The sequence below is a fragment of the Thermodesulfobacteriota bacterium genome, assembly GCA_040756475.1.
Taxonomy (GTDB): Bacteria; Desulfobacterota; Deferrisomatia; order Deferrisomatales; family JACRMM01; genus JBFLZB01.
Window position 1 is genome coordinate 1 of record JBFLZB010000059.1, and the last position, 24,369, is coordinate 24,369.

Annotated in this window: 22 protein-coding genes, 1 pseudogene and 1 CRISPR repeat array; of the genes and pseudogenes, 21 read left to right on the top strand and 2 right to left on the bottom strand. The window is 67.6% G+C overall.

Annotated elements, in window-relative coordinates; genetic code table 11:
• From AB1578_10450 to AB1578_10460, 3 genes are all read left to right on the top strand, one after another.
• On the top strand, positions 1-233 hold a 233-nt coding region (locus AB1578_10450; protein MEW6488314.1), incomplete at its 5' end, for a hypothetical protein.
• Positions 234-716: 483 nt separating this feature from the next.
• A complete protein-coding gene (gene cas6 / locus AB1578_10455) occupies positions 717-1,667 on the top strand; it encodes a CRISPR system precrRNA processing endoribonuclease RAMP protein Cas6 (protein MEW6488315.1) in 951 nt (316 codons plus the stop codon).
• Positions 1,664-2,809 carry a putative CRISPR-associated protein gene (locus tag AB1578_10460; protein MEW6488316.1) on the top strand — a complete coding sequence of 382 codons (1,146 nt, stop codon included), beginning with the start codon at positions 1,664-1,666 and terminating at the stop codon, positions 2,807-2,809. The genes cas6 and AB1578_10460 overlap by 4 nt, the downstream gene beginning before the upstream one ends.
• A 49-nt stretch (positions 2,810-2,858) precedes the next feature.
• On the opposite strand, the gene AB1578_10465 is transcribed toward AB1578_10460, so the two are convergent.
• The gene (locus tag AB1578_10465) at positions 2,859-3,077 is read right to left on the bottom strand and encodes a BrnA antitoxin family protein (protein MEW6488317.1); all 219 of its coding nucleotides are present in this window, start codon (positions 3,075-3,077) and stop codon (positions 2,859-2,861) included.
• A 4-nt stretch (positions 3,078-3,081) separates the two neighbouring features.
• Positions 3,082-3,334, bottom strand: a pseudogene (locus AB1578_10470) (type II toxin-antitoxin system HicA family toxin).
• Positions 3,335-3,739: 405 nt separating this feature from the next.
• Here AB1578_10470 and cas10 point away from each other — a divergent pair.
• From cas10 to nuoD, 18 genes are all read left to right on the top strand, one after another.
• Positions 3,740-6,202: a type III-A CRISPR-associated protein Cas10/Csm1 gene (cas10, locus tag AB1578_10475; GenBank protein ID MEW6488318.1), complete on the top strand. Its 2,463-nt coding sequence runs from the start codon at positions 3,740-3,742 to the stop codon at positions 6,200-6,202.
• A 25-nt stretch (positions 6,203-6,227) separates the two neighbouring features.
• The gene (gene csm2 / locus AB1578_10480; GenBank protein ID MEW6488319.1) at positions 6,228-6,698 is read left to right on the top strand and encodes a type III-A CRISPR-associated protein Csm2; all 471 of its coding nucleotides are present in this window, start codon (positions 6,228-6,230) and stop codon (positions 6,696-6,698) included.
• A 15-nt stretch (positions 6,699-6,713) separates the two neighbouring features.
• Positions 6,714-7,451: a type III-A CRISPR-associated RAMP protein Csm3 gene (gene csm3 / locus AB1578_10485; GenBank protein ID MEW6488320.1), complete on the top strand. Its 738-nt coding sequence runs from the start codon at positions 6,714-6,716 to the stop codon at positions 7,449-7,451.
• A gap of 11 nt (positions 7,452-7,462) precedes the next feature.
• Positions 7,463-8,401 carry a hypothetical protein gene (locus AB1578_10490; protein MEW6488321.1) on the top strand — a complete coding sequence of 313 codons (939 nt, stop codon included), beginning with the start codon at positions 7,463-7,465 and terminating at the stop codon, positions 8,399-8,401.
• The gene (gene csm5, locus AB1578_10495) at positions 8,398-9,570 is read left to right on the top strand and encodes a type III-A CRISPR-associated RAMP protein Csm5 (GenBank protein ID MEW6488322.1); all 1,173 of its coding nucleotides are present in this window, start codon (positions 8,398-8,400) and stop codon (positions 9,568-9,570) included. The genes AB1578_10490 and csm5 overlap by 4 nt, the downstream gene beginning before the upstream one ends.
• 81 nt (positions 9,571-9,651) lie before the next feature.
• On the top strand, positions 9,652-10,236 hold the full coding sequence (locus AB1578_10500; GenBank protein ID MEW6488323.1) for a hypothetical protein: 585 nt from the start codon (positions 9,652-9,654) through the stop codon (positions 10,234-10,236).
• 91 nt (positions 10,237-10,327) lie between these two features.
• Entirely contained in the window at positions 10,328-10,966 is a 639-nt protein-coding gene (locus tag AB1578_10505; protein ID MEW6488324.1) for a type IV toxin-antitoxin system AbiEi family antitoxin domain-containing protein, read from the top strand.
• Positions 10,963-11,754, top strand: coding sequence for a nucleotidyl transferase AbiEii/AbiGii toxin family protein (locus tag AB1578_10510; protein MEW6488325.1), 792 nt, complete (start codon positions 10,963-10,965; stop codon positions 11,752-11,754). The genes AB1578_10505 and AB1578_10510 overlap by 4 nt, the downstream gene beginning before the upstream one ends.
• A gap of 255 nt (positions 11,755-12,009) precedes the next feature.
• On the top strand, positions 12,010-12,309 hold the full coding sequence (locus tag AB1578_10515) for a CRISPR-associated endonuclease Cas2 (GenBank protein ID MEW6488326.1): 300 nt from the start codon (positions 12,010-12,012) through the stop codon (positions 12,307-12,309).
• Between the two features lie 175 nt (positions 12,310-12,484).
• Positions 12,485-13,516, top strand: coding sequence for a CRISPR-associated endonuclease Cas1 (gene cas1 / locus AB1578_10520; protein ID MEW6488327.1), 1,032 nt, complete (start codon positions 12,485-12,487; stop codon positions 13,514-13,516).
• A complete protein-coding gene (locus tag AB1578_10525; GenBank protein ID MEW6488328.1) occupies positions 13,513-14,430 on the top strand; it encodes a CRISPR-associated endonuclease Cas1 in 918 nt (305 codons plus the stop codon). The genes cas1 and AB1578_10525 overlap by 4 nt, the downstream gene beginning before the upstream one ends.
• A 3-nt stretch (positions 14,431-14,433) precedes the next feature.
• Positions 14,434-14,805 (top strand): CRISPR-associated endonuclease Cas2, encoded by a 372-nt coding sequence (gene cas2 / locus AB1578_10530; protein ID MEW6488329.1) that lies wholly within the window; start codon positions 14,434-14,436, stop codon positions 14,803-14,805.
• 420 nt (positions 14,806-15,225) lie between these two features.
• A CRISPR array of direct repeats spans positions 15,226-18,491; the repeat unit is 37 nt; unit sequence ATCAGTACCGAAGACCTGAATGAGAAGGGATTGAGAC.
• Between the two features lie 192 nt (positions 18,492-18,683).
• On the top strand, positions 18,684-19,922 hold the full coding sequence (locus tag AB1578_10535; protein MEW6488330.1) for a TIGR02710 family CRISPR-associated CARF protein: 1,239 nt from the start codon (positions 18,684-18,686) through the stop codon (positions 19,920-19,922).
• 160 nt (positions 19,923-20,082) lie between these two features.
• Positions 20,083-21,228: a CRISPR-associated ring nuclease Csm6 gene (gene csm6, locus AB1578_10540; protein ID MEW6488331.1), complete on the top strand. Its 1,146-nt coding sequence runs from the start codon at positions 20,083-20,085 to the stop codon at positions 21,226-21,228.
• A gap of 170 nt (positions 21,229-21,398) precedes the next feature.
• Entirely contained in the window at positions 21,399-21,755 is a 357-nt protein-coding gene (gene ndhC / locus AB1578_10545; GenBank protein MEW6488332.1) for an NADH-quinone oxidoreductase subunit A, read from the top strand.
• Positions 21,746-22,246: an NADH-quinone oxidoreductase subunit B family protein gene (locus tag AB1578_10550; protein ID MEW6488333.1), complete on the top strand. Its 501-nt coding sequence runs from the start codon at positions 21,746-21,748 to the stop codon at positions 22,244-22,246. The genes ndhC and AB1578_10550 overlap by 10 nt, the downstream gene beginning before the upstream one ends.
• Positions 22,247-22,345: 99 nt before the next feature.
• Positions 22,346-22,825 (top strand): NADH-quinone oxidoreductase subunit C, encoded by a 480-nt coding sequence (locus AB1578_10555; protein ID MEW6488334.1) that lies wholly within the window; start codon positions 22,346-22,348, stop codon positions 22,823-22,825.
• 259 nt (positions 22,826-23,084) lie between these two features.
• Positions 23,085-24,263 (top strand): NADH dehydrogenase (quinone) subunit D, encoded by a 1,179-nt coding sequence (gene nuoD, locus AB1578_10560; GenBank protein MEW6488335.1) that lies wholly within the window; start codon positions 23,085-23,087, stop codon positions 24,261-24,263.
• The last annotated feature ends 106 nt before the right edge of the window (positions 24,264-24,369 follow it).

Consider the following 24,369-nt stretch of genomic DNA (forward strand, 5'->3'; position numbering starts at 1 on the left):
CAGAACTCGCGAAGCGCCTGGGGGAGCTCTTTTTTGGACTCGGTGCCTGGGGCCTCTGGGGCGCCGAGCTCTACCTCTACCAGGGAAGCGACACCGAGGGCCTCAACCGCCTCGTGCGCGAGGCGGCGGCTCCCGCGGGCCTTCGCTTCACCTACGGCTCGGATTGCCACGGCCCCGGCTCCCCCCACGAGAAGCTCGGCCGGTTCTGGGGGGAGTTCCGGGGGTTCGAGTGAGGGGTGGCGCACCGGGATCGCTCACAACAGCCCTGTCGGGGCTGACCGTCTCCCTCGTCTTCCCCTGGGCCCGGCTCCGCCCGGTCGATCCCTCACGACCCCGCGCCCTGTCCCATTCCTCCCAGCGACAACCTGGGGCAACGTTGTCGTGCTCGCTCCGTCCCGCCTAGTCCCGTATGCTGCCTCGCGAAGCGCCGGGGAGGGGTTGCCGCAGGGCGCGGGGATCTCTGTCTGCGGCGCGAGCGCCTCGCAGCGGCGCCCGCAGGCCCACCTGGCCGTCGCCGGACTCGCTCCGCACTCGCCCAGCGGTGACCCCGGCCTTGCACTGGCCGGCTTCCGGACCTCGCAATCCGGTTGGCCCCAACAGGGCGGGTGCGATCGGGAGATGGAGAAATTCACCCCTTTGGGTGAAGAAACCAACGGCCGAATCCGCTACAGTGAGCTCTCGCCGACTCCGGGAAGCGAAAGGGGGCCCGTCTCGCCATGCCCATCGCCATCGACCACGAGGTCTACCGCTTCCGCTTGCAGTGCCTGGAGCCCATGCGGCTTCCCCCCTACAAGGGGTCGGCGCTGCGGGGGGTGTTCGGACACGCGTTCAAGGCGGTGGTGTGCGCCCTGCGCCGCGAGCGGTGCCCCAGCTGCCTCGTGCGGGCCTCGTGCACCTACCAGCGGGTGTTCGAGAGCCGGGTTGCCCCAGGCGAAGGCCCTCGCCAGGGCGTCGACGCGGCGCCCCACCCCTACGTCCTCGGGGTTCCCCTCGACGGCCGCACCGAGTACGGCGAGGGGGACGAGGTGGCCGTCACCCTCACCCTGCTCGGGCCCGCGCTCGGCATCCTCCCTTACCTCGTCTACGCCTTCCAGGAAGTCGGGCGCCGGGGCCTGACCCCGGCGCGAAAGCCGCTCGCACTGGCGGCCGTGGAGGCCCTGGGAGAAGGGGGCTGGCAAACGGTCTACGCCCAGGAGAGCGGGAGCCTCCTCGAGGCCCGGGTGGCCGCTGCGCCCCCCGCGATCCCCCACCTCTCCCGGGGCGCGGCGGTCATTCTCGAGACCCCCTTGCGCCTCCAGGAGCGCGGCGAACTGGTGCGCGACCCCGGCTTCGGGGCGCTCTTTCTGGCCGCCCGGCGGCGCCTGGGGCTCCTGGCCAGGTACTACGGCGGGGGCGAGCCGCCCTTCGACCGGGGCCTCTTGGACGCGAGCCGGGCGGTGCCCACAACCCGCTCCGAGCTTCGCTGGCACGACTGGACCCGTTACTCCAACCGCCAGCAGACGAAGATGCAGCTCGGGGGCGTCGTCGGAACCCTCGTATTCGAGGCCGACCTCACCCCGTTTGCCCCCTGGCTCGCCTGGGCCGAGCGGCTCCACCTGGGCAAGGCCACGAGCTTCGGGCTGGGGAAGCTCCGGCTCATCCCCCTGGGCGCCGGAGGCACCCTGTGACGCCTGCCCACACCCTCCTCTGCACCGTCGGCACGAGCCTGTTCTTCCCCAACCTGAGCGGTCTCGCCCGGGAGGCCGAGGGCCAGCTCTCGCCAGCCGGCAACCCGCGGGCGGCCCTGGCCGCCGCCTACCAGGCTAGCGACTGGCTCCGCGTGGCCGAGATCCTGACGGGCTTCGACCCCGCCGAGCGCCTGCTCGGCGCCGAGATCAACTCGGTTCACGACCTCCTCTTGCACGGCTACGCAGTGCCGGATGCCGACCTCGTGTTCCTGCACTCGGCCACGGCGGACGGCCGGGCCATCGCTGCGGTTTTCACCCGCTACTTCGCTTGCCGGGGGCACCGGGCCACCGGGGTCGAGATCGAGGGCCTCCAGGACGCCGACCCCCGGGCGTTTCGCACCCGGGGCCTCCGCAATCTGGCCAAGGCTGTGGGCCGGGCCGTGCGCGAGCGCGGCGCCGCCACCGCCATCAACGCCACGGGGGGGTACAAGGCCCAGATCGCCGTGGCGGTGCTCATCGGCCAAGCCGTGGGCGTGCCCGTCTACTACAAGCACGAGCGCTTCTCCGAGATCATCGCCTTCCCCCCCATGCCCGTGGCGCTCGACTTCGGGGTGTGGATGCGCTGGAGCGGGCTCTTCTGGGCGCTCGACCGCCAGGAGCTCTCCACCTGGGCCGAGGCGGGCCAGGACTGGGACGAGCGCCTGGAGCCCCTGGTAGAGCGGGTCGAGATCGACGGCGCCACCTACCTGGAGCTCTCCCCGGTGGGCCAGATCTTCCACGAGACCTTCGCCGGCCGATTCCGCTCAGCCCGCGACCAGGTGCTCCCGCCCCCGGTGCCGGCCGCCCGAAAGACCAAGCCTCACCTCACGGACCACGGCTGGGGAAACGCCCGGGGCCCGATCCTCCACCTCTTGGAGCGGATCATCGCCGAGTCCCCTTACGTCGTGGGCTGCGCCACCCACTACTGGAACCCGAGCCTGGGCGCAGTGCGCTGCTTTCGGCTGCGGGGCGGCGAGATCGAGGGGGTGTGGAGCGACGGCACGTGGACGGTGAAGTTCCGGGTCGACACCTCGGCCCAGACCGAGGGCCAGGTGGAGGCGTGCGCGGCGGACCTGAACGGGAGGCTGGAGGGGTGGAGGTGAGGGACGGGAGGACGCGCGAAAGGTGGGCGTCACGCGAGGGAGGGCTCCGCTATACGTCGGAAGACCGGTGGGCCTCCATGTACACCCGCAGCGCCGCGTTGATCCTGCGCTCCACGTCACCGCCCCGGCCCTTGAACCAGGCCACCAGGTCAGGATCCAGGTGCAGCGTCAGGGTGACGGCCTCGCCGGCCGGCCGCAGGGCCGCCCGGCGGAAGAAGGCGTCGTCTAGCGGGGCGATGTCGCCGGTGTCGACGTCGTCGTCCGTCATCGAGTCAATCCGTGCTTGCGCAGGTTCGCGGCCCGCTTCTCCTCATCCCACTCGAATCGCATGGCTGCATGGTAGCCCGCAAGGCCCCCGCGGGCAACAGCCGGAGGCGCCGAGGGAGCGACAGGCGCAGGGCCCCGGCAATCGTGACGCGGCCCGCCTTCGAAGGGTGCTTGCTTGAACTGCCGATGGCTTCCCCTGGTGGCGACGAGGTGCCACCCGTTCCGCTCCAGCAACCGAAGGGCATCTCGGGCCTTCACGGCCGGCAGCTTCGTGGGCGGGTCTAGGATGACGCGTACTGCCGGGCACCGGGAGCTTGGCCGAGACCCAGGGCCTGGCGGCGGCGTTCGCCAGGAATCTGACGGAAGGGTGGAGAGGCCGGTGTGAGAAGGGGTACCGCGGCCTCGCCTCCCCCATGGCCCGTCCCTTCGGCGAGCTGCGAGCCGGCCCAGCAACCCCCGGCAACGTTGCCGGGGTAGACGGGGGGGCGGGGATTGGGTATTCAATAGGGGCTACGGGAACCCGCCCGAACTCGGGGGCTTCGCCGTGGCACGGAGGTTTGCGTTCCCGCCCGCTCCTCGCCTTGAGCAGGTCGCTTTCTCGGATGCTCCAGGGCAGCGCTTGCCCGGGCCACATCGGGCGACTTGTGTGGAGGAATACCCGTGGTGGATGAAACTTTAGGCAGCGTCGTTCTCGCCGGACTCCTGCATGACGTTGGAAAGTTCATGCAAAGGGCCCACCAAGACGCGGACCTGCAGCGCCTCCATCCCCAGTCGGCGGCGTTGGCGGGCACGTACTGTCCTTCGTACGAGGGCCGGTCGACCCACCTGCACGTCCTCTGGACCGACGCCTTCTTCGAGTGGTTGAAGTCCGAAGTGGGCGTCCCCGCAGGGATCGACTTGGCACTGGCCCAGAAGATCGCGGTTGCCCACCACCGTCCCGACTCCGCCGGCGCGGCGGAAGCCTTGGCGTGGATCCTCGCGGAGGCCGATCGGCTTTCCGCGGGTATGGACCGGCGCGAAGATGAAGTGGCGGCTTCGCCCCTTGGCTTTCGCAAGAAGCCGCTCATCAGCCCCCTGTCGGGGATCGATATTGGCCGGGGCTCCCCGTGCCGCCACTTCCATCGGATCGCCGCGCTGTTGCCTGAGCCCGATGTCCTGTATCCCGGCGAGGAGGAGGGCCCGCTCGGCGAAGCCCTGCCCGAAGAGTACCGGCACCTGTGGCAGGCCTTTCTCGGGCGGGTCGCCCTGCTTCGGGACGTCGCCGACGCCCGGCACTACCTACAGGGGCTCCAGAGCCAGCTCGAAGGCTTCACGTGGTGCATCCCGAGCTCCACCGTGGACCTTCGCGACATCTCTCTTTACGACCACGCCCACACGACGGCCGCCATCGCCTCGGCGCTGCACGCCTATCACGAATCGCGCGGTTCCATGGGAGTCGGGCCGGTCCGCGACCGATCCGTGCCCGCCTACCGTCTTGTGGTCGGAGACCTGTCGGGCATCCAGCGGACCTTGTTTCAACTGGCATCCCAGGGGGCCAGGGGTGCGGCCAAGGTGCTGCGGGCGAGGTCGTTCCTTCTGGGCGCCGCTGTGGAGGCGGCCTCGCTGCGGGCGCTCGACGTCTTGGGTCTGCCCTGGGTCTGTCGGATCCAGGGCGCGGGCGGAAGGTTCCTCCTGCTGGCACCGGCGTTGGCGGATCTGGACGCGCGGATCGACGGCCTTCGGCGAGAGCTCGACGAGTGGATGCTGGCTCGGCACCACGGCGGCCTCTCCCTCTGCCTCGCTGCCGGCCGGCCCTTCACCGGCCACGACTTCGTCGGCCAACGCTTCTCCGGGGTGCTGGCCGATGTCGCGGCAGCCCTCGACGAGGCCAAGCAGCGGCCCCTGCCCAACGCGCGGACCGGCGTGCTTGGGGTGACGTACCCGGAAGGGGCGTGCCCCGTCTGCGAGCGGCGCCCTTGCGTGGCCGCCGAGAACACCGAGTGCGCCCCCTGCGCCGAGGAAAGGGGCCTGGGCCGCCGCCTTCCCGAAGCCCGTTATCTGGGCTTTGCCCCCACGGAATGGGCGAGAGAGCGATTTCGAGCCGAAGCCCCCGTCTCTCTCCCCGGAGGGATGAGCGCGGTCCTCCTCCGAGATCTGCCCCAGGGGGACGTCCCCCGGTTCCACCGGCTCGAAGCCCTGGACGAAGCCGCTTCGGGGCTTCCTCGACGGCGCTTGGCACAGTACCTGCCGCGCTTCGAGGTCGAGGGGGAGTGGAGGGACGCGATCTACGCGGGCGCGCCGGTGGACGAAGATCTCACACAAGGGGCCCTCAAGACGTTCGAGCACCTGGCGTGTCTGTCCCGAGAGCCCAACCCCGTCGGATCGGGCCACCGGGGAAAGCGATTCCTGGCCGTCCTCAAGGCCGACGTGGACCATCTGGGCCTCGCCTTCTCCAGCGGCTTCGGGGACGATCGCCAGAGCTTGTCGCGCTACGCCGGGGTTTCCCGTCTGATGGACTTCTTCTTCTCGGCGCATCTGCCCTGGCTCGTCCAGTCGCGGCCGGAGCTTCGCCACACGTACACCGTCTACTCCGGGGGCGACGATCTCCTGCTCGTGGGGCCCTGGCGCCAGACGCTCGTCCTCGCCGAGGAGCTTCGCGAGGCCTTTGGCAGGTTTGCAGGTCACAATCCCAACCTCACCTTCTCGGCCGCCGTGCTGCACAGCGGTCCCAACCAGCCACTGCGTCGGGTGGCGGACGAGGCGGCCCGCCGGCTCGACGAGGCCAAGGACGCGGGACGGGACCGGGTGTGGCTCTTCGGCGGGGCCGTCCCGTGGGCAGACCTGGCCCGCGTGCGAAAGACCGCCCAGACCCTGGTCGACTGGGTTGACCAGGGGGTGGCCAACATGGGTTTCATCTACCGGTTGCTCCGGTACGCGCGCATGGCGCGGGCGGCAGAGTCCGACCCGAGTCAGGCCATCTGGCGCGCCCACCTGGCCTACGACCTCAAGCGCAACCTGAAGAAGCGCGAAGCCATCGACCGAGCGCTCGACCTCGTGGGTCTTGCCCCCGACCTGACCCGGCGGCGCGAGGCCATGACGATGCTGCCTGCGGCGGTCCATTGGGCCGTCTACCGGCTACGCTCCTAACCGCCTGTCCACAGGAGGCTCGCCCATGCCACAACCCTACACCGGGAACCGCCCGCCCCAAGGGAGCCGCCCCCAACTGGAGGCAACGCAATTGCCGACGCCCCAAAAGGTGAACTATTTCTCGAGGGCCGGAGTCATGGACGACGCCCTCGTCGACGTCAAGGCCCAGGAGTGGGCCGAGCGGATCCGGGACCTCAAGTCCACCCAAATGCGCCGGTTCTTCGGCGAGGTGAAGGCCATCGAGCGCCAGGTGGATCTGGCGGTCGGCCAGGGGGCGGAGCGCGAGGCGGCCTTTGGCGCCCAGCGCGCCCGGTTCGCCATGCTCAAAGCCAAGGTGCTCTATGCCAAGGGCCGCCTCAAGCGAGATATGCCCGATGGCTTCGTCCAGTTCGTCGTCGACCACACCCACTCCGTCCACTCCCACGACGAGTTCAAGGCGTTCGTCAAGCACTTCGAGGCCGTCGTCGGCTTCCACAAGTTTTTTGCGAAAGACTAGAAGAGGAGGATCGCCATGGGCGCCATCGAAAGCCTCGTCCGCATGAAGAGCCTCCGGGGCACGATCCGCTGCCTCTCGGGCCTCCACATCGGCACCGGCCGCGACAACGCCGAGATCGGCGGCATGGACCTGCCGGTAATCCGCAACCCCGTCACCAGTGAACCCATCATCCCGGGCTCTTCCCTCAAGGGAAAGTTGCGCAGCCTCCTCGAGTGGCACTTTGGAAAGCTCGAACCCGACGGGCGGCCCTGGGGATGGGGGGGCGCCGGGCCCTACGACCAGGGGGACCCCATCCTGTGCATCTTCGGCACCACGGCCAAGGGCTGGCAGGGCGGACCCACCCGGCTCCTGGTTCGCGACGCCTGGCTCGACCCGGCGTGGGTAGCCCAGGTTACCGCGCGTGGCCTTCCCCTCACCGAAGAGAAGACCGAGGTCGTCATAGACCGCATCAAGGGCAAGGCGCTGGACGGCGTCGGTCCGCACACCTCAGAGCGCGTGCCCGCCGGCGCCGGCTTCTTCTTCGAGATGAACTACCGCGTCTTCTCCGTGGATGGCGACGGCGGCGCGGGCGACGAGGCCCGGTTCGAGACGGTCCTGCTCGGCATGCGCCTCCTGGAGCTCGACGCCCTCGGGGGCTCCGGCAGCCGGGGCTACGGCAGGGTCGCCTTCGAGTCGCTCAGCCTCGACGGCGAAGACCTCCAGGCCCGGTTCGCGGCCCACGATCCGACCGTGTCTGGCGTCAGGGCCGCCTGATCGGAGCCCCCATGAACGTGTGGCAGATCGACTTCACCCTGGAAGGCGCGCTCGGCACGCCCCTTCGGTCCAACACGCTTTGGGGGCACCTGTGCTGGGCGGTGCGCCACCGCGACGGCGAGGGCGCCCTCGAGCGCTGGCTTACCGCGCAGGAACGCGAGCCGCTCCTCCTGAGCGACGCCTTTCCCCGCGGTTGGCTGCCGCGGCCCCTGCTGGCGCCGTCGCCGCTGGCGGAGCTTCCCCCTGCTCCGACGGAGCGATTGGTGCGTGCCTCCCGGCTGAAGAAGCTCAAGAGACGGGCGTGGTTGACCGCAGGGGACTTTGCAGCATTGCAGCAGGGCATGAGCGAGGCTCGGTTGCTGGAGCGCTGGGAGGCTTGTAGCAAACCCGACCTCGAAGGCACCGTGACCAAGCGCCGGGCCCGCAACAGCATCGACCGCCGCACGGGCCGGACTCCGGACGATGGCGGGCTCTACTTCCAGGACGAGGTCTGGTACCCAGGCGCAGGGCCGCATCTGTGGGGGTTCGCCTGCGCAGAAAATCTGACCGCCTCCGAGTTGGAGGACCTCCTGAATGCCGTGGGAAGGAGCGGCTACGGCAGGGACGCCTCCACGGGGCGGGGCCGGTTCCGCGCAGCCGTCCGCGAGGATTCCACCGGTCTCTTCCGCCACCGGGGGAACCGCTGGATGACCCTTTCCCGAGGCACGCTGAGTCCCGGCATGCGCCGCCCCCGCTACCGGCTCGAGACCCACTACGGGCGGCTAGGGGGAGAGCGAGCTGCGGCAGGCTCTCCGTTCAAGCATCCCCTCCTCCTGGTGGCTTCCGGAAGCACCTTTGCGGGAGACGGCGGCCCCCACGGCGAGCTCCTCCGGGGAGTGCACCCGACCCTGGAGGACGTGCGGGAGAACGCGCTGCACCTGTGCCTTCCGTTTACCGAGGTGGAGCCATGAGGACCTTCCGTTACCGGGGCCGCGTGCTGACGCCCGTCCACGTAGGGACCGGCGAGACCATCGATCCCCTCGAATACGTCGTCAAGGACGGCAAGCTCGTTCGATTTTCCTCGCCCGCCGTCATCGCGGACCTGCCGCCGGCCGAGCGAGAGCGACTCGAGCGGATGCTCGCCTCCGGCCAGATCAAAGACCTCCACGTCTTCTTCAAGAACCACGTGGACCCCGAGCGCCACGCGGTGGCGGTGGCCGAGGCCGACCCGAGCGTGGTCCGCGAGTTCGAGACCAAGTGCTCCAACCCGGCCAATGAGCTGAAGGTCCGACCCATGATTCGAAACGCCCACGCCGGTCGCCCGTACCTGCCCGGGTCCTCCGTCAAGGGCGCGATCCGGACGGCCGTGGTGAGCAGCATCGTCAACGGCGAGAAGAAGGCCGATTTCGAGCAGTACCTTGCCTCCCAAGGCCAGGTCGATTCCGACGGCGCAAAGGCGCGCAGGCTCCAGGAGACGGCACTGGGTTTTACGGCCCAAAGCCTGGAGCGCGATCCATTCCGGCTCGTCAAAGTGGCCGACGCCCTGCTGCCGGCGGGTTGCACCCGCGTGGATCGGGTCTTCAACGTCAAGCCCTCGCGCCAGCAGGATATGCCCGTCGACATGTGGGAGCGCGTGCTCTGCGCCGCCGAAGGTCGCCCCACCGAGTTCACCATAGAGGTCTCCCTAGATGAACGGGCCATGCAGCACCCCAAAACGCGCCAACACTTGGGGCGGGCCCTCTCTTGGGAAGAGATCGCGGGGGCCTGCAACGCCTTTTACTTCCGGCGCCTCACCCAGGAGGTAAAACGCTTCTATTCCAACCCCGCAACCGGCCAGCCCACCCGCACCGGCGCCGCGGTGTACAACCTCTTGGCGACCCAGACCCCCGAAGGCAAGAAGAAGGTCGCGCCACCTCGGGCTCCCGACCTCCTGCTCCGGGTCGGCCGCTTCTCGCACTTCGAGAGCCTCTCGGTGGATACCTTTCGCCAGGGCTGGAACGCGAGGGCTCGGCGAACGATCTCGGAAGGTACCACACGAAACCTGGCGAGCATCCATCACAAAGCCCGCAGGTCCGATGGCACCGTGGTCGACGACGAGCTGCGCCTTCCGTTTGGGTGGATTCTGCTGGAGTTGGCCTGAATCGGAGGCCTTGGTCGTGCCCCCCTGGGCCGCACCCCCTCCCGGCAAGAAGGGCGCGCGCCCACAAGCATCGAAAAGCCCGTGATCGCCGCTTCGCTCCCCGCCTATGCCCGGTTCGCCGCCGCAGTGGCCCAGCTTCGGGCGCTGTGCCCGACTCTCGCGGCCTTTACCGCCGAGCTCAAGGGCAACGGTGGTCTTTCGAGGCTCCGGAATGGAGCGCGGGCCGAGTTGCAGGGGCTCTACGAGATCTTCCGCAAGCCCCTCGGGCTTCCGGGGATCCCCGTCTACTTGCCCGTCCGCAAAAAGATCGCGGTTTGCGGCAGGGCCCACGCCCTCGGGGGCATGCCGCGGGAGATCCGCGTCTACCCGATCTACGGCCCGGCAGGGAAGGACTACTCCCGCTGGCGGCCGATGGACGTGCGCATCGACTCGGAAGACACCGTCTTCGAGACCGTTCTCCACGAGAGCGCTCACGTCCTCGAGGTGGCGAGGCACGGCCGCATGGGGCACGAGGAGAACTTCGTCGAGGCCTACTGCGCGATCGAAACGCACCTGGTGCGCCTGGGGCTGGTGGGCCCCTTGGGCTCGCCGGAGCGGTTCTCCGGATGCCCTGCCGGGTCCGCGGCGGCCCGGCACTGTGGCCGGCCGCGGCGAGCTCGCTCCTAGGCTGCTCCGCCACTGGAGCGGGTCGTCGGGTTGCGCTTCGCCAATCCGGCGTCCTGTTGCATCAAGTTATCGCGTTTGTTAGCTTGTCTGCATGAAATACGACGACCTGGTTCGCCTGGCGGGGGAGCTGCCGCTGATCGACACTCCCACGCTGCGGGCCCTGGGGGCCGAGCCGCGGGGGTTGTCCGTCCAGCTCTCCCGGTGGGCGGCGTCGGGGAAGCTGGTGCAGCTGCGCAGGGGGGCGTACCTGCTGCCCGCGCACCTGCGGCGGGGCCGCGTGCCGGCCGAGCGGCTCGCCAACCTGCTGGTGCGACCGTCGTACGTGAGCCTCGAGCGGGCGCTCTCGATCCACGGGCTCATTCCCGAGGCGGTGCCCCTGGTGCAGTCGGTGACCACGGGCCGGCCCGCGCGCCTCTCGACGCCGGCGGGGGAGTTCGTTTTCCGGCACGTCAAGCGCGGGTGGTTCTTCGGATACGAAGAGCTCGAGGTCGGGGGCGACCGGGCCCTGGTGGCCCGGCCGGAGAAGGCGCTGCTCGACCTCGTGTACCTCTCTCCGGGGGAGCACACCGAGGCGCGGCTCGAGGAGCTGCGGCTCCAGGGGCTCGACCGGCTCGACCTCCACGAACTCGCCCGCCTGGCCGAGGCGTCGGGCTGGCCCCGGGTGGTGCGCGCGGCGCGGCGCCTCGGGGAGCTGGCACTCCGGGAGGAGCGGGAGGCGGTGACGCTGTGAGGGACCACCTGCTCCAGCTCGCCCGGGAAGCGCCGACCGAAGACCGCCGCAATCTGGCCCGGGAGTACCTCCAGGTCTACCTTCTGCGGCTTCTCCACGAGGCCGGGGCGTTCTCGTGGGCGGCCTTCGTGGGCGGCACGGCCTTGCGCCTCCTCCATCGGCTCCCGCGCTTTTCCGAGGACCTCGACTTCTCCGCCGTCTCCAGTGAGCTGCCCGAGGTCGCTTCCGCGTTCCGCCGGCTCAAGGCCGGCCTCGAAGACGCCGGGTACGACGTGGTGGTTCGGGCGCGCGAAGAAGGCCCTGTGTCCAATGCCTTCTTTCGGTTCCCCGGCTTGCCCAGACTCCTGGGCTGGTCGCCCGACCCGCGCCTTGCCCTATCGGTCAAGGTCGAGGTCGACCGGCGGCCGCCGGAGGGAGCGGGCGTCGAGACTACCCTGGTGCAGCGGTTCTTTCCGGTGGCCCTGCGTCACCACGACCTGCCCTCCCTCTTCGCCGGCAAGCTCCACGCGATCCTCGCCCGCCCGTGGGCCAAGGGCCGCGACTGGTTCGACCTCGCCTGGTACCTGACCGAAAAGGCGGGGGTAGAGCCGAACCTCGTGCTCTTGCGAAACGCCCTGGCCCAAACCGGGAACGACCCCAGCCAGGCGGAGGACTGGCGAGAGGCGGTGCGAACCCGCCTGGCGGGCCTCGACTGGGCGGCGGTGGAGCGAGACCTGGCCCCCTTCCTGGAGCGCCGGTCGGACCTCGCCCACCTCTCCCCCGAGCTTCTCGCCAAGCTCCTGGCCTGACGCGGATCGGTCCCGGGCCAGCAGCGGCGGGCCGTCAGGCGATCGAGTAGCGGTAGTCGCCTTCCCCGGCGCCTTCGAGTCCCGCAGCGGGCCTTCTCCCCCCGGCGATAGCCTCCCCATCCAACCGACTCCTCCCGGCCCTGCCAACCTTCGCCAACGTTGCCGGTGCTGACAGACCCCCCGAGCCCCAAGTAGGGTTCCTCCTACGCCCGGCGCAGCTCTCCGGGGGGCCAGGGGAGGGACGGAGGATGAGGAATGAGGGGCGGCGACGCGCACCGCGACCTGTACCTGGTGGCCTACGACATCCGCGAGCCCAGGCGCCTCCAGACGGTGCTCAAATACGTAGCGGGGTTCGCCTCGGGGGGGCAGAAGTCGGTAAAGGAGTGCTTCCTCACGCCCGGCGAACGCGCCGAGCTGGCGGCGGGGCTCGCCGAGCGGATGCGCTTGAGCGAGGACCGCGCCCATGTGATCCGCCTGCGCACCAACTGCTCCGTGTGGACCCTGGGGGTGGGGGTGGCACCGGAAGACCCAGACTTCTACTTCGTGGGGGGCTAGGAACGGAAGGCAGAGGTTAGGGGCTGGGGACTAGGGGCTAGTAAAGGCAGGGGCTAGGGGCTGGTAAGGGCAAGAAGGACCACGGCCCGGAAAAGGGGGGCTCCGGGGGAGCACCCCGCTCCTCCGGCTTTCACTAGCCCCCAGCCCCCAGCCCCTAGCCCCCAGCGGAGCGCCCATGGCAAGCCTGTACGTGGATTCGAGCGTCGATGAGATCCGGGCCGACGGGCGAAGCCTCGCCCTGTACCGGGACGGGCGGCTCGCCGGCCGGGTGCCCCTGGTACCGCTGGAACGGGTGGTCATCCAGGGCAACGTGGCGGTTCAGACCCGGGCGCTGCACCTCCTGGCCGACGAGGGAGTGGGGGTGCACCTGGTCTCGGGGCGGCAAGGGGCTTGGAGGGCGTCGGTCGTGGGGCGCGAGCACAAGCACGTGGCCCTTCGGGTGGCCCAGGTGCGCGCCCACCTCGACCCCGCTGCCTCCACGGCGTTCGCCCGCCGATGGGTGGGGCGAAAGCTCTCCGGGCAGCTCGAGAACGCTGAGCGCTGGCTTCGCCGCAACCCCTCGGAGCGCGAAAAGGTGCACGCAGCCCGGGTGGCCCTGGAAGCCGCACTGGGCGGGGTCGAAGGGGCCGAGGTCGAGAGCCTGCGGGGCATCGAGGGGGCGGCGGCCCGGGCCTACTTCGGCGCCATGGCGGCGGTGCTGCCGCCTTCGGTCAACTTCCAGGGCCGCAACCGCAGGCCGCCGCTTGACCCGGCCAACGCCCTGTTGAGCCTCACCTACACACTCATCCACGCCGAGTGGGCCGACCAACTGCGCCTGGCCGGGTTCGACCCGGGGGTGGGGTTCTTCCACGCCCTCGAGTACGGGCGCGAGTCCCTGGCCTGCGACCTGGTGGAGCCGTGCCGCCCCGCCGCCGACCGCTGGGTGGTCTCTCTCTTCAACGAGGGAGTCTTCCGGGCCTCCGACTTCGGGAGCGGCGGGGCACGGGCCGGCTGCTGGCTCAAAGACGCCGCCCGGCGGCGTTACTACCTGTGCTACGAGGAGTGGGTTCACGGGCTTCGGCCCGGGTGGCGGCGAGAGGCATACGAGCTCGCGGGCGAGCTCGCGGGCGAAGTGGCGGGGGAGACCGGAAGCGACCCCGTCGGTGGCGACATCGGCGGGGTTGCTCCAGGCCAAGCGCCGAAAGATTCAGGGGAGGAGTCGCGATGAAGGCAAGGACGGCTTGCCGAGGGGACGCCGGGGCCTCCCCGCCGCTCTCGGAAGGCATGGGGGCGAGGGCCCTGTACCTGGCCGAGGCCGACGGGCTGGTCGTCCGGGCCGACGGCCCGAGCCTGCGCATCGAGCAGCCGGGCAAAGCGGCCTGGCATGTTCCCCCCGGGCGGGTGGGGAGGGCGGTCTTCTGGGGTAACGTGCTCGTCGAGTCGGCGGCCATCGGCCTGCTTCTCGCGGGGGGCGTGCCCGTGTCGTTCGTAGGCCGTCGGGGCGAGACCATGGGCCTCGCCTGGGCCCCCACCGAAACCCTCGGCCCCCTGGCCGGGCTCCTCGACCGGCGCCGGCGCGACCCCGAGTGGGTCGAGGCCTACCGCCTGCTCCTCGACGCCCAGGTGCGTCAGGCGCGCCTGGAGCTGGTGCGCCGCATCTCCCCCGCGGTGCACCTACGATGGACCGAGAGCGGGTTTCGGGGGGCCGACTGGGACGCTTGGCGGACGACGGTGCTCACCGGCGATCTCCGCGTCGACCCCCCGTGGCGCTACCTCAAGAGCCTGGTTTGGGAGGCCGTGACGGCCTTGGTGCGCAGGCTCGGCCTCGACGCCCACCGAGGCCTTCTCGACCCCCGGCAGCCCCTGGGGCTCGTGCACGAGCTGGCCCGTCCCCTGGCGCCCTGGATCGACGGGGCCGTCCACTGGGGCCTGCGCGCGGGCCTGGTCCGCCGAGGTGCCGGCGGCGACGAGTCGGCGGCGGCCCTCACCCCAGCGGCGGTTCGCCGCTGGACCGCGCGGTTCGAGGGAGAACTTCCCTGGCTGGAGCGCGACATCACCCGACGCATCGACGAGGTCCTCGACCTGGCGCGCGACTGGCAGCCTCCTCCGGGGCGGACCCGGCGCCGGCGAGGGGAGGGTTGAACCGTGGCGGGTTCCGAGAGGCTCTTCGTGTGCTGCTACGATATCCGCGACCCAAAGCGCCTGGTGCGGGTGCACCGCTGCCTCAAGCAGCGCGGGCTGGCCCTCCAGTACAGCGTGTTCGTGCTGGAGGGGTCCACCGAGGCGGCCCTGGAAGCCCTGTCGGCGGTTGCGGCCCTGATCGACCCCGGCGAGGACGACGTGCGCATGTACGCCCTGCCGGCCGGCGTGGAAGTGGAGCCCCTGGGGGCCACCGAGGTGCTCCCCCCCGGCGTCGTCTTGGTGGGGGGCGGCGGTGGCGTCCTCTTGCGGGCGGGGCGTCTCCCCAGGAAGGCCGGCGCCGCGCCGGACCCGGGTTGGAGAGTAGAGGATTCGTAGCGCTCCGCCTCGGTGTGGCGGCCCTTGCGAGGCACCGGTGCGCTCGTTCCCCCGCGATGGCTCCCCCGCCGCGGCTGGGTGGGTGGCTGGGGGCGGGGGATTCGATATGCGCCTTGGGACCGAATGCAACTTGCGGTACTCTCTCCGAAACCCCCGCGGAATCACCCCGCGGGGGCGCGTTGCCGGAGGTTGCTTTCCCGTCCCCGCTTCCGCCAACTGGACCAGACGCCTCTCTGCCGAGACCCGACTTCGTGCTCGGAGGCACAAACCCGGCGGCACGCAAGTCGTTGATATCGTGGATGTTTCTTCTGCCGATGAGCACGGGCCGTGTTTGGTTGTGGAGTTCCCTTGTTTGATTCTGTTTCGCCCCTCAAGCCCCACCGCAAGAAACCGAAAGGAGGGAGAAATTCGAGGAGATCGATCAGTACCGAAGACCTGAATGAGAAGGGATTGAGACGCGCACGGCGGCCGCGTACATGTCGACGATGTGGCTCATCAGTACCGAAGACCTGAATGAGAAGGGATTGAGACCCACCGCGCGCCAGGTCTTGGCCGCGCTCTCTGCATCAGTACCGAAGACCTGAATGAGAAGGGATTGAGACGATTTCTGGATCACATCCAATCATGAACATTTTATATCAGTACCGAAGACCTGAATGAGAAGGGATTGAGACGTCGCGCCGTCCCAGAGGTAGAGCATGTGCCCATCAGTACCGAAGACCTGAATGAGAAGGGATTGAGACCATCCGCACTCAGGACAAACGTTGTGGTGCAACGTATCAGTACCGAAGACCTGAATGAGAAGGGATTGAGACCGACGCTGCACTTCCAGTATTGGGCCTCCTACGATCAGTACCGAAGACCTGAATGAGAAGGGATTGAGACATGCTCACCAGCACCATCTCGTTTCCGGTTTCGAATCAGTACCGAAGACCTGAATGAGAAGGGATTGAGACACTGGCGAAGGGGCCGTACTTGCGGGCCGCCGCGATATCAGTACCGAAGACCTGAATGAGAAGGGATTGAGACCTGGTGTACTGCGCCAATCCCGCATCTACGAGTCAATCAGTACCGAAGACCTGAATGAGAAGGGATTGAGACCCGGTGCCTGCCTCAATCTGCCTCCAAATCTGGAGATCAGTACCGAAGACCTGAATGAGAAGGGATTGAGACCCGGAGGCGTAGCGCAGGCCCCCGTGTTCGCGCATCATCAGTACCGAAGACCTGAATGAGAAGGGATTGAGACTAATGGCCGGCATCGATCTTTGTTGTCTTCATGGTATCAGTACCGAAGACCTGAATGAGAAGGGATTGAGACTGGCACAATCCCCAAGAATGCGCACTATCTCTGCCGATCAGTACCGAAGACCTGAATGAGAAGGGATTGAGACGGGATACGGAACAGTTTGCCATCCGTCTCTGATCATCAGTACCGAAGACCTGAATGAGAAGGGATTGAGACGGCCGTCAAGTGCTTCTCCGCCTCCTTCGCCATCGCCTATCAGTACCGAAGACCTGAATGAGAAGGGATTGAGACCCCAGGAGGCGGCGCAACAGGTCTGCATTCCGGATCAGTACCGAAGACCTGAATGAGAAGGGATTGAGACGGGATTGTATGTTCCGAGATACCCTACGGCTCAGGATCAGTACCGAAGACCTGAATGAGAAGGGATTGAGACCCTTCGTCGGGGTGAATGGGTCGCAACCGCCGAGGGTCTCATCAGTACCGAAGACCTGAATGAGAAGGGATTGAGACGTATTGAGGGGAACGTGGTTTGAGAGTGCGCCGATGAATCAGTACCGAAGACCTGAATGAGAAGGGATTGAGACGGGAACCCCCGGCAGGCTTTCCAGTCCCACGTCCAATCAGTACCGAAGACCTGAATGAGAAGGGATTGAGACACTGGTGGAGCTCCCCAACCCATTTCCCATCGTAGCATCAGTACCGAAGACCTGAATGAGAAGGGATTGAGACTCGCCTTCTTCCTCGTAGCGATACACCCCGCGAATCAGTACCGAAGACCTGAATGAGAAGGGATTGAGACGGGGCGGGCCGGGGTCTCGTTGACGCGCCGGACGGCATCAGTACCGAAGACCTGAATGAGAAGGGATTGAGACGGCTGCGGCCACGGGTGCACCTACTGCTACGCCCCGATCAGTACCGAAGACCTGAATGAGAAGGGATTGAGACGGTAATCTAGGAAGGGGTTTGAGGTTTCATCTTATCAGTACCGAAGACCTGAATGAGAAGGGATTGAGACAGAGAGCCTCCACGGCAGCTACTTGGCCCACGTCATCAGTACCGAAGACCTGAATGAGAAGGGATTGAGACCCCCTCCACGGCCACGGCCGCGAGGAACCGCCCATCAGTACCGAAGACCTGAATGAGAAGGGATTGAGACGGCTCCGCGTTGACGATGTCCGCGATGACCCGGATCAGTACCGAAGACCTGAATGAGAAGGGATTGAGACGCAGTCTTGCGCGCTACCAGGTACGCTTGTTGTATCAGTACCGAAGACCTGAATGAGAAGGGATTGAGACGCCCGTGGGACCCTCGATGTAAATCTCGTAAAGATCAGTACCGAAGACCTGAATGAGAAGGGATTGAGACACAGGAGAACGATAGAGGGTAGGACAGTGGATTGTATCAGTACCGAAGACCTGAATGAGAAGGGATTGAGACCATGCCTCCCAGGCGTACTGCGTCGTGGCGTCCCATCAGTACCGAAGACCTGAATGAGAAGGGATTGAGACAATCCAAGTGTGGTTCATAGTCTACAATGTAAAATCAGTACCGAAGACCTGAATGAGAAGGGATTGAGACCGGGCCGAAACCCGGGGCAGGCTGCTACGTCCGAAGGATCAGTACCGAAGACCTGAATGAGAAGGGATTGAGACCCTCCACCTCCTCCTTCGTGTACACGCGATACAGATCAGTACCGAAGACCTGAATGAGAAGGGATTGAGACGCTGCTGTGGCGCAAACATCCAAGTCGAACGGTCATCAGTACCGAAGACCTGAATGAGAAGGGATTGAGACGAGCTCCTCCGTAGGGAGCTCGATGCGCGGGGCATCAGTACCGAAGACCTGAATGAGAAGGGATTGAGACCTGCGAATGCGCAGCACCTCCCTCGGCTTCACCTTATCAGTACCGAAGACCTGAATGAGAAGGGATTGAGACAAGGCATAGTTCTCCTTCACCTTGCCCTTGGCCATCAGTACCGAAGACCTGAATGAGAAGGGATTGAGACGATGGCCTGGTATTCGTTCCACTGATTCGTGATATATCAGTACCGAAGACCTGAATGAGAAGGGATTGAGACACCGGTGTTAGCACGCATGCGCGCTATGCAGCTATCAGTACCGAAGACCTGAATGAGAAGGGTTTGAGACCTAAGGGTCTCGCCGCAGCAGGTACACGCACAGGGCATCAGTACCGAAGACCTGAATGAGAAGGGATTGAGACGTGAGAGTGAGGCGGATCATTCGGTTGCTCCTTATATCAGTACCGAAGACCTGAATGAGAAGGGATTGAGACGCATCTTGTCGAGCACGCCCGCGCTACCGGTATGATCAGTACCGAAGACCTGAATGAGAAGGGATTGAGACGCCGCGGATGCGTACCGTGCTTCGACGCAGGTCTCGTAATAAGTACCGAAGACCTGAATGAGAAGGGATTGAGTGAGAGGCGGGGGCTAGGGACTAGGGGCTAGGGCCTGGTAAAGGCTAGAAGAGCGAGCCGGAAGCCGGACCGGGAGACGAGACGGCGTGGGGACTGGCAAAGGCGGGAAGACCCCGGGAGTTTCGCAACGCCGTCTGCGTGGTTGTCCCCAGCCCCCAGCCCCCAGCCCCTAGCCCCCCTTGGGAGGTTCTGCGATGGTTCAGGCGATGATCATTTCGGTGGGGGGGACGGCGGAGCCGATCGTGAAGACGCTGGTGGAGCACCGGCCGGGATTCGTGTGCTTCTTCGGGTCGGAGGAGACGATCGAGCGGGTGGGGGAGATCAAGCGGCTGGCCCGGGAGGCCGGGGTGGAGGTGCGAAACCGCAACGTGATGGCGCGGGACCCCCAAGACCTGGTGGCGTGCTACCGCGACGCCTTGGAGGCTTCCGCCCGGGTGGAGGAGGCCGGGGTGGACGCCGAGGAGGTGGTGGTGGACTACACGGGGGGCACCAAGACGATGAGCGCCGCCCTGGCCCTGGCCACGGTGGGAAAGGGGTACCGGTTCTCGTACGTGGGGGGTACCCGCAGGGACAAGAACGGCGTGGGGGTGGTGGTGACGGGGGCGGAGGACGTGCGCACGGGCGTGAGCCCCTGGCGGCTCTTCGCCGTGGAGGAGAAGCGCGCCTTCGCGAGTCTCTTCAATCGGCATCTCTTCGCCTCGGCCGAGGAGGTTGTGTCTCGGGCCGCCCGGCACGACACCGAGGAGCAGGAGCTCTTGGGGGCGCTCGCCCGCCTCGCCCGGGGCTACCGGCACTGGGACGCGTTTCGCCACGCCGAGGCGAAGCCCGAGGTGGCGGACGGGATCGCAGCACTGGCCACCTGGGTGCGCTTTCGTCCGGAGCCGGGCCTGGAGGAGGCCCTGGGGGCGGCGCAGAGGAGCCTCGCCTTCTTGAGCCGCCTGCAGCAGGGGACTCGGGGCTTCAAGGCCCGCCACCGGCTCCAGGTGGCCGACCTGCTGGCCAACGCCCGGCGGCGGGCCGAGGCGGGCAGGCACGACGACGCGGTGGGGCGGGTGTACCGGGCGCTGGAGCTCACGGGGCAGCTCGCCTTCGAGGAGGCCTTCGGGTGCGACACGTCCGCGGCGGACCCGGCGCGCCTGCCGGAGACCCTGCGCGAGGAGTACGCGGCCCGGTACGCGGGCCGCGACGGCGCAGCGCTGCAACTGCCGCTGTTTGCGGTCTTCCGGGCCCTGGAGGCGGCGGGCCGGCCCGAGGGGCTGGCCTTTGCGGCGTGCCGGGCGGGGCTCGACAAGCTCCTCTACGCCCGCAACCACTCCATCCTGGCCCACGGCTTCGAGCCCGTGGCCCCCGACCTCCCCCAGCGGTTCGAAGCGTTGGTGCGCGAGGCGTTCGGGGTGGAAGAGGCGGCGGTGTTTCCTCGGTTTTCGTTTTGAGGGGGGTTGGGAAGGGCAGCGGCTTCGCCCTGTGGCAGAAGCCCCATCCCGTTTTCCCCCGCCCGTCGGGGGTAGGGCGAGATCCTCGCCCCGCGGGGCCAGCCATTCTTGGCGCGAAGGCTTCTGCGAAGGGCACAGAAGGACCCGGGGAGCGGCTTCGATGACTACTGCCCTCGTGGCCGTGGCGGGGCTCACGCCCCAGGTGGTGACCGAGACCCTCCAGGCGTTGTTCGACCGGGGTGAGGTGCCCGGCGAGATCCACGTGCTCACCACGTGGCCGGGGCGTCAAAAGGTGCGGGAGCTCCTCCTCGACCCGCAAAAGGGGGCGTTCTATGCCTTCTGCGACGAGTACGGGATCGACCACCGGGCGATCCGCTTCGACCTCTCCACGGTGCACGCGCTGTTCGGGCCCGAGGGCAGGCCCATCGAGGACCTGCGCACGGTGGAGGAGAACGCCGAGCTCGCCCGGCAGATCCTGACCTTCGTGCGCGCTCTCGCAGATCGGCCGGAGGCGGCCATCCACGCGAGCCTCGCCGGGGGCCGCAAGACCATGTCCTTCTATCTGGGGCAGGCCCTCATGTTCTGCGGGCGCGCGCAGGACCGCCTGAGCCACGTGCTCGTGTCGGAGGATTTCGAGACCCATCCGGAGTTCTTCTACGTGCCCAGGAAACCCGTCGAGCTCCGTACCCGGGGCGGCAAGACCATCTCCACGGCCGACGCGAAGATCGACCTGATCGACATCCCCTTCCTGCGGCTGCGGGGGGTGGTGCCGGGGCCGGCCCTGGAGGAGGGCTTCGAGGAGCTCACCCGGCGGGCCCAGGCCGCGCTGGCGGCCTGCCGGGAGGCGCCCGAGGTGGCGATCGGCCTTGCCGACAAGACGGTTGCGTGCGGCGGCCTCGTCTGCCGGGGTCTCACCGACCAGCAGCTCGCCCTGTACGTGCACTTCCTCCTGGCCCATCACGCGCTTTCCGACACAGAGGACCCCGAGGCGCATTTCCGCAGTTTCCACGACCTCACGGGGGAGGGCCTGATGGAGGAGCTGTGGGGGCCGGTGGGCCGTGCCCTGGGGCTCGGGCGGGCGGGTAGCTTCCACCGCTTGCAGGAGCTCGTGGAGAAGTTTCCGGAGAGCCCGAAGGGCAGCACGAACTTTCGCTCGGCCGTGAGCGCCCTCAACAAGGTGCTGGCGGGGGCCTTCCCCCCGCCCCTGGCGGACCTCGTGCAGATCCACGCCGTCGGCCGCGCCCCTGCCCGCTACGGAGTGCGCCTGCCCCGGGGCCGGGTGCGCTTCACCACAGCCCCCCCGTAGGGGCGTGGTCCGGCGCCACCGCCCTTCAACTTAGAATGATTCGCCCCACGATAACCGGTGTTTCCGCCTTGACAGTCCAAAATGCTGCACAGTAGCATACGCGCGGGTTTGTTCCGGGTGTTCACATTCGCACAGATGCTCTCTCCCGAGCCCGGTCCGAGGAGGTCTGCATGCTCCAAAACTACGTGCCGATCCTCATCCTCTTCCTCGTGGCCGCGGTCTTCGGCTTGGGGGTCGTGGCGATCTCCACCTTCCTCGGACCCCGCCGCCCCACCCCCGACAAGCTGGCCGTCTACGAGTGCGGCATGGTCGTGGAGCCCGGGGGGCGCCAGACCTTCGACGTCAAGTACTACCTCATCGCCATGGAGTTCTTGGTCTTCGACCTGGAGGTGGCGTTCCTCTATCCCTGGGCGGTGCGGTTCCGCGACCTGGGCGCCTCGGCCTTCGTGGGCATGATGGTGTTCCTCTTCGTCCTTCTGGTGGGGTTCGCCTACACCTGGAGAAAAGGAGTCCTGCAATGGGAGTAGAGGCGAAGCTGCCCCCGGTCCTGGTCACCCGCCTCGAGAAGGTGGTGGGCTGGGCCCGCAAGAACTCCATCTGGCCCGCCACGTTCGGCCTGGCCTGCTGCGCCCTGGAGATGATGGCGGCCTCCGCCTCGACCTACGACATCGCCCGGTTCGGCGCCGAGGTCTTCCGCCCCTCGCCCCGGCAGTCCGATCTTATGATCGTGGCCGGCACGGTGACCAAGAAGATGGCCGGCATGGTGGAGCGCATCTACCGGCAGATGCCCGAGCCCAAGTGGGTCATCGCCTACGGCGCCTGCGCCTGCTCCGGCGGGATCTTCAACACCTACAACACGGTGCAGGGGGTGGACCAGTTCCTCCCGGTGGACGTGTACGTGCCGGGTTGCCCCCCCCGCCCGGAGCAGCTCCTCGCCGCCATCATCAAGCTCCAGGACAAGATCGCCAACGAGAAGTTCTCGGACCGCCCGGATACCGAAGGGCGTCTGATTGCGTAGGGGCGGCCCGTTGCGGGTTGCTCGTGGCTCGTTGGAGAGGAGACGGGTTTTCCAACGCGCCACGCGCAACGCGCCACCTGCAGCCAGCGAGAGGCTGAGATGACCGATCACGCTTCCATTGTCGATCTCCTCAAGGGCCAGGTGGGCGATGCGGTCCTGGGGCACCAGGTGTTTCGCAGGCAGATCAGCGTGACGGTGGACCCGGACCGGATCGTCGAGGTCTGCACGGCGTGCCGCGACCACGAGGGGCTGCGGTTCGACATGCTGACCGACCTGACCGCGGTGGACCGGCTGCCCGCCGACCCCCGGTTCGAGGTGGTGTACAACCTCTACTCCTTTCCCCACAACCGGCGGCTGCGGCTGAAGGCCTCGGTTCCCGAGAACGGCACGATCGCCACGGTGGAAGGGGTGTGGAAGGCCGCCAACTGGCTGGAGCGGGAGGTCTACGACCTCTTCGGGGTGGTCTTCGAGGGCCACCCGGACCTGCGGCGCATCCTGCTCTGGGACGGGTACGTGGGGCACCCCCTGCGCAAGGATTTCCCGCTCCACGGCATCCCCCAGAAGGTGCAGTACCGGTAGCGCCCAAAGAATCGGTATCGGTATCGCGATCGAAATCGAAGTCGATACCGATCCCGATAGCGATACCGATTGGATGACGGTAAGACAAGCGGTCACGCAGAGCCCCATGGATGGGGCGCCGAGTCACGAAGCTTGAAGAGCGCAGTGATGCGTGAGGGTTCGAAGGGGCCGTCCCCGAGAACCCGTAGCTGAGACACCCCGCGGAGGGGGTTTTTCGGCACCTTGGTGGATGGCTCATTACGCAGGCTCGGAGGGCATCATGGCCGAGACCCGGAACATGGTCGTCAATATGGGCCCGCAGCACCCGGCCACCCACGGGGTGCTGCGGCTCGTGCTCGAGATCGACGGCGAGACCGTCGTGGGGGTCGTCCCACACCTAGGCCACCTGCATCGGGGCCTGGAGAAGCTCGCCGAGACCAAGACCTACCACCAGGCGCTGACCCTCACCGATCGCATGGATTACGTGGGGGCGCTCCTGAACAACCTGGGCTACACCCTGGCGGTGGAGAAGCTCCTGGACATCGAGGACCAGATTCCGGCCCGAGCCACGGTGCTGCGGGTGTGCCTGTGCGAGCTCCAGCGCATCGCGAGCCACCTGCTGTGGCTCGCGAGCCACGCCCTCGACATCGGCGCCATGACGGTGCTCTTCTACACCTTCCGCGACCGCGAGACGGTCATGGACCTCCTGGAGGACGTGCACGGCGCCCGCCTCACCCCGAGCTACATCCGGGTGGGGGGCTTCCCCGAGGACGTGCCGCCGGTCTTCTTCGAGAAGGCCCGGGCCTTCATCAAGGACTTTCCCTCCCGCATCGACGAGTACGAGCGGCTGCTCACCCAGAACAAGATCTGGAAGGGGCGCACCGAGGGCATCGGGATCATCAGCGTGGACGAGTGCGTCCAGTACGCCCTGACGGGCCCGGTGCTGCGGGCCGCGGGGGTGAAATGGGATCTGCGCAAGGCCCAGCCCTACTGCGGGTACGAGACCTACGACTTCGAGATCCCTACGGGCACCGTGGGCGACGTGTACGAGCGCTACCTCGTCCGGCTGGCCGAGATGCGCCAGTCCCTGCGGATCGCCGAGCAGGCGCTGGACCGCATGCCCGACGGGCCCGTGATGCTCGACGACACCCGCTTCACCCCGCCCCCCAAGCAGGACGTCTACGAGCACATCGAGTCCCTCATCCGCCACTTCAAGCTGATGAGCGACGGCTACAAGGCCCCCGCCGGCGACGTGTACATGAGCGTGGAGGCGAGCAAGGGCGAGCTGGGCTACTACCTGGTCTCGGACGGGACCGAGAAGCCCTGGCGGTTCCGGGTGCGGCCCCCGTGCTTCGTGAACCTCCAGGCCCTGGAGCCGATGATCCTCGGGCGGATGGTGGCGGACGTCATCGCGGTCATCGGGTCCCTCGACATCGTGCTGGGCGAGATCGACCGCTGAAGCGAGGAGAGACGTCCATGGGTGACCGGATCTTTTCGAGCTGGGGCGGCAAGCTCCTCGACAGCCGCCAGGGCACCGCCCAGGGCCCCGACGACGTGGCCCTGCC

What these genes read in the sequence shown, in the direction of transcription:
- ndhC (MEW6488332.1), top strand. Translation starts at nt 21,399, where the DNA reads ATGCTCCAAAACTACGTGCCGATCCTCATCCTCTTCCTCGTGGCCGCG.
- csm5 (MEW6488322.1), top strand. Translation starts at nt 8,398, where the DNA reads ATGAGGACCTTCCGTTACCGGGGCCGCGTGCTGACGCCCGTCCACGTA.
- csm6 (MEW6488331.1), top strand. Translation starts at nt 20,083, where the DNA reads ATGACTACTGCCCTCGTGGCCGTGGCGGGGCTCACGCCCCAGGTGGTG.
- csm3 (MEW6488320.1), top strand. Translation starts at nt 6,714, where the DNA reads ATGGGCGCCATCGAAAGCCTCGTCCGCATGAAGAGCCTCCGGGGCACG.
- AB1578_10465 (MEW6488317.1), bottom strand. Translation starts at nt 3,077, where the DNA reads ATGACGGACGACGACGTCGACACCGGCGACATCGCCCCGCTAGACGAC.
- AB1578_10555 (MEW6488334.1), top strand. Translation starts at nt 22,346, where the DNA reads ATGACCGATCACGCTTCCATTGTCGATCTCCTCAAGGGCCAGGTGGGC.
- AB1578_10515 (MEW6488326.1), top strand. Translation starts at nt 12,010, where the DNA reads ATGAGGGGCGGCGACGCGCACCGCGACCTGTACCTGGTGGCCTACGAC.
- AB1578_10550 (MEW6488333.1), top strand. Translation starts at nt 21,746, where the DNA reads ATGGGAGTAGAGGCGAAGCTGCCCCCGGTCCTGGTCACCCGCCTCGAG.
- AB1578_10490 (MEW6488321.1), top strand. Translation starts at nt 7,463, where the DNA reads ATGAACGTGTGGCAGATCGACTTCACCCTGGAAGGCGCGCTCGGCACG.
- cas1 (MEW6488327.1), top strand. Translation starts at nt 12,485, where the DNA reads ATGGCAAGCCTGTACGTGGATTCGAGCGTCGATGAGATCCGGGCCGAC.
- cas6 (MEW6488315.1), top strand. Translation starts at nt 717, where the DNA reads ATGCCCATCGCCATCGACCACGAGGTCTACCGCTTCCGCTTGCAGTGC.
- AB1578_10505 (MEW6488324.1), top strand. Translation starts at nt 10,328, where the DNA reads ATGAAATACGACGACCTGGTTCGCCTGGCGGGGGAGCTGCCGCTGATC.
- AB1578_10535 (MEW6488330.1), top strand. Translation starts at nt 18,684, where the DNA reads ATGGTTCAGGCGATGATCATTTCGGTGGGGGGGACGGCGGAGCCGATC.
- csm2 (MEW6488319.1), top strand. Translation starts at nt 6,228, where the DNA reads ATGCCACAACCCTACACCGGGAACCGCCCGCCCCAAGGGAGCCGCCCC.
- AB1578_10525 (MEW6488328.1), top strand. Translation starts at nt 13,513, where the DNA reads ATGAAGGCAAGGACGGCTTGCCGAGGGGACGCCGGGGCCTCCCCGCCG.
- nuoD (MEW6488335.1), top strand. Translation starts at nt 23,085, where the DNA reads ATGGCCGAGACCCGGAACATGGTCGTCAATATGGGCCCGCAGCACCCG.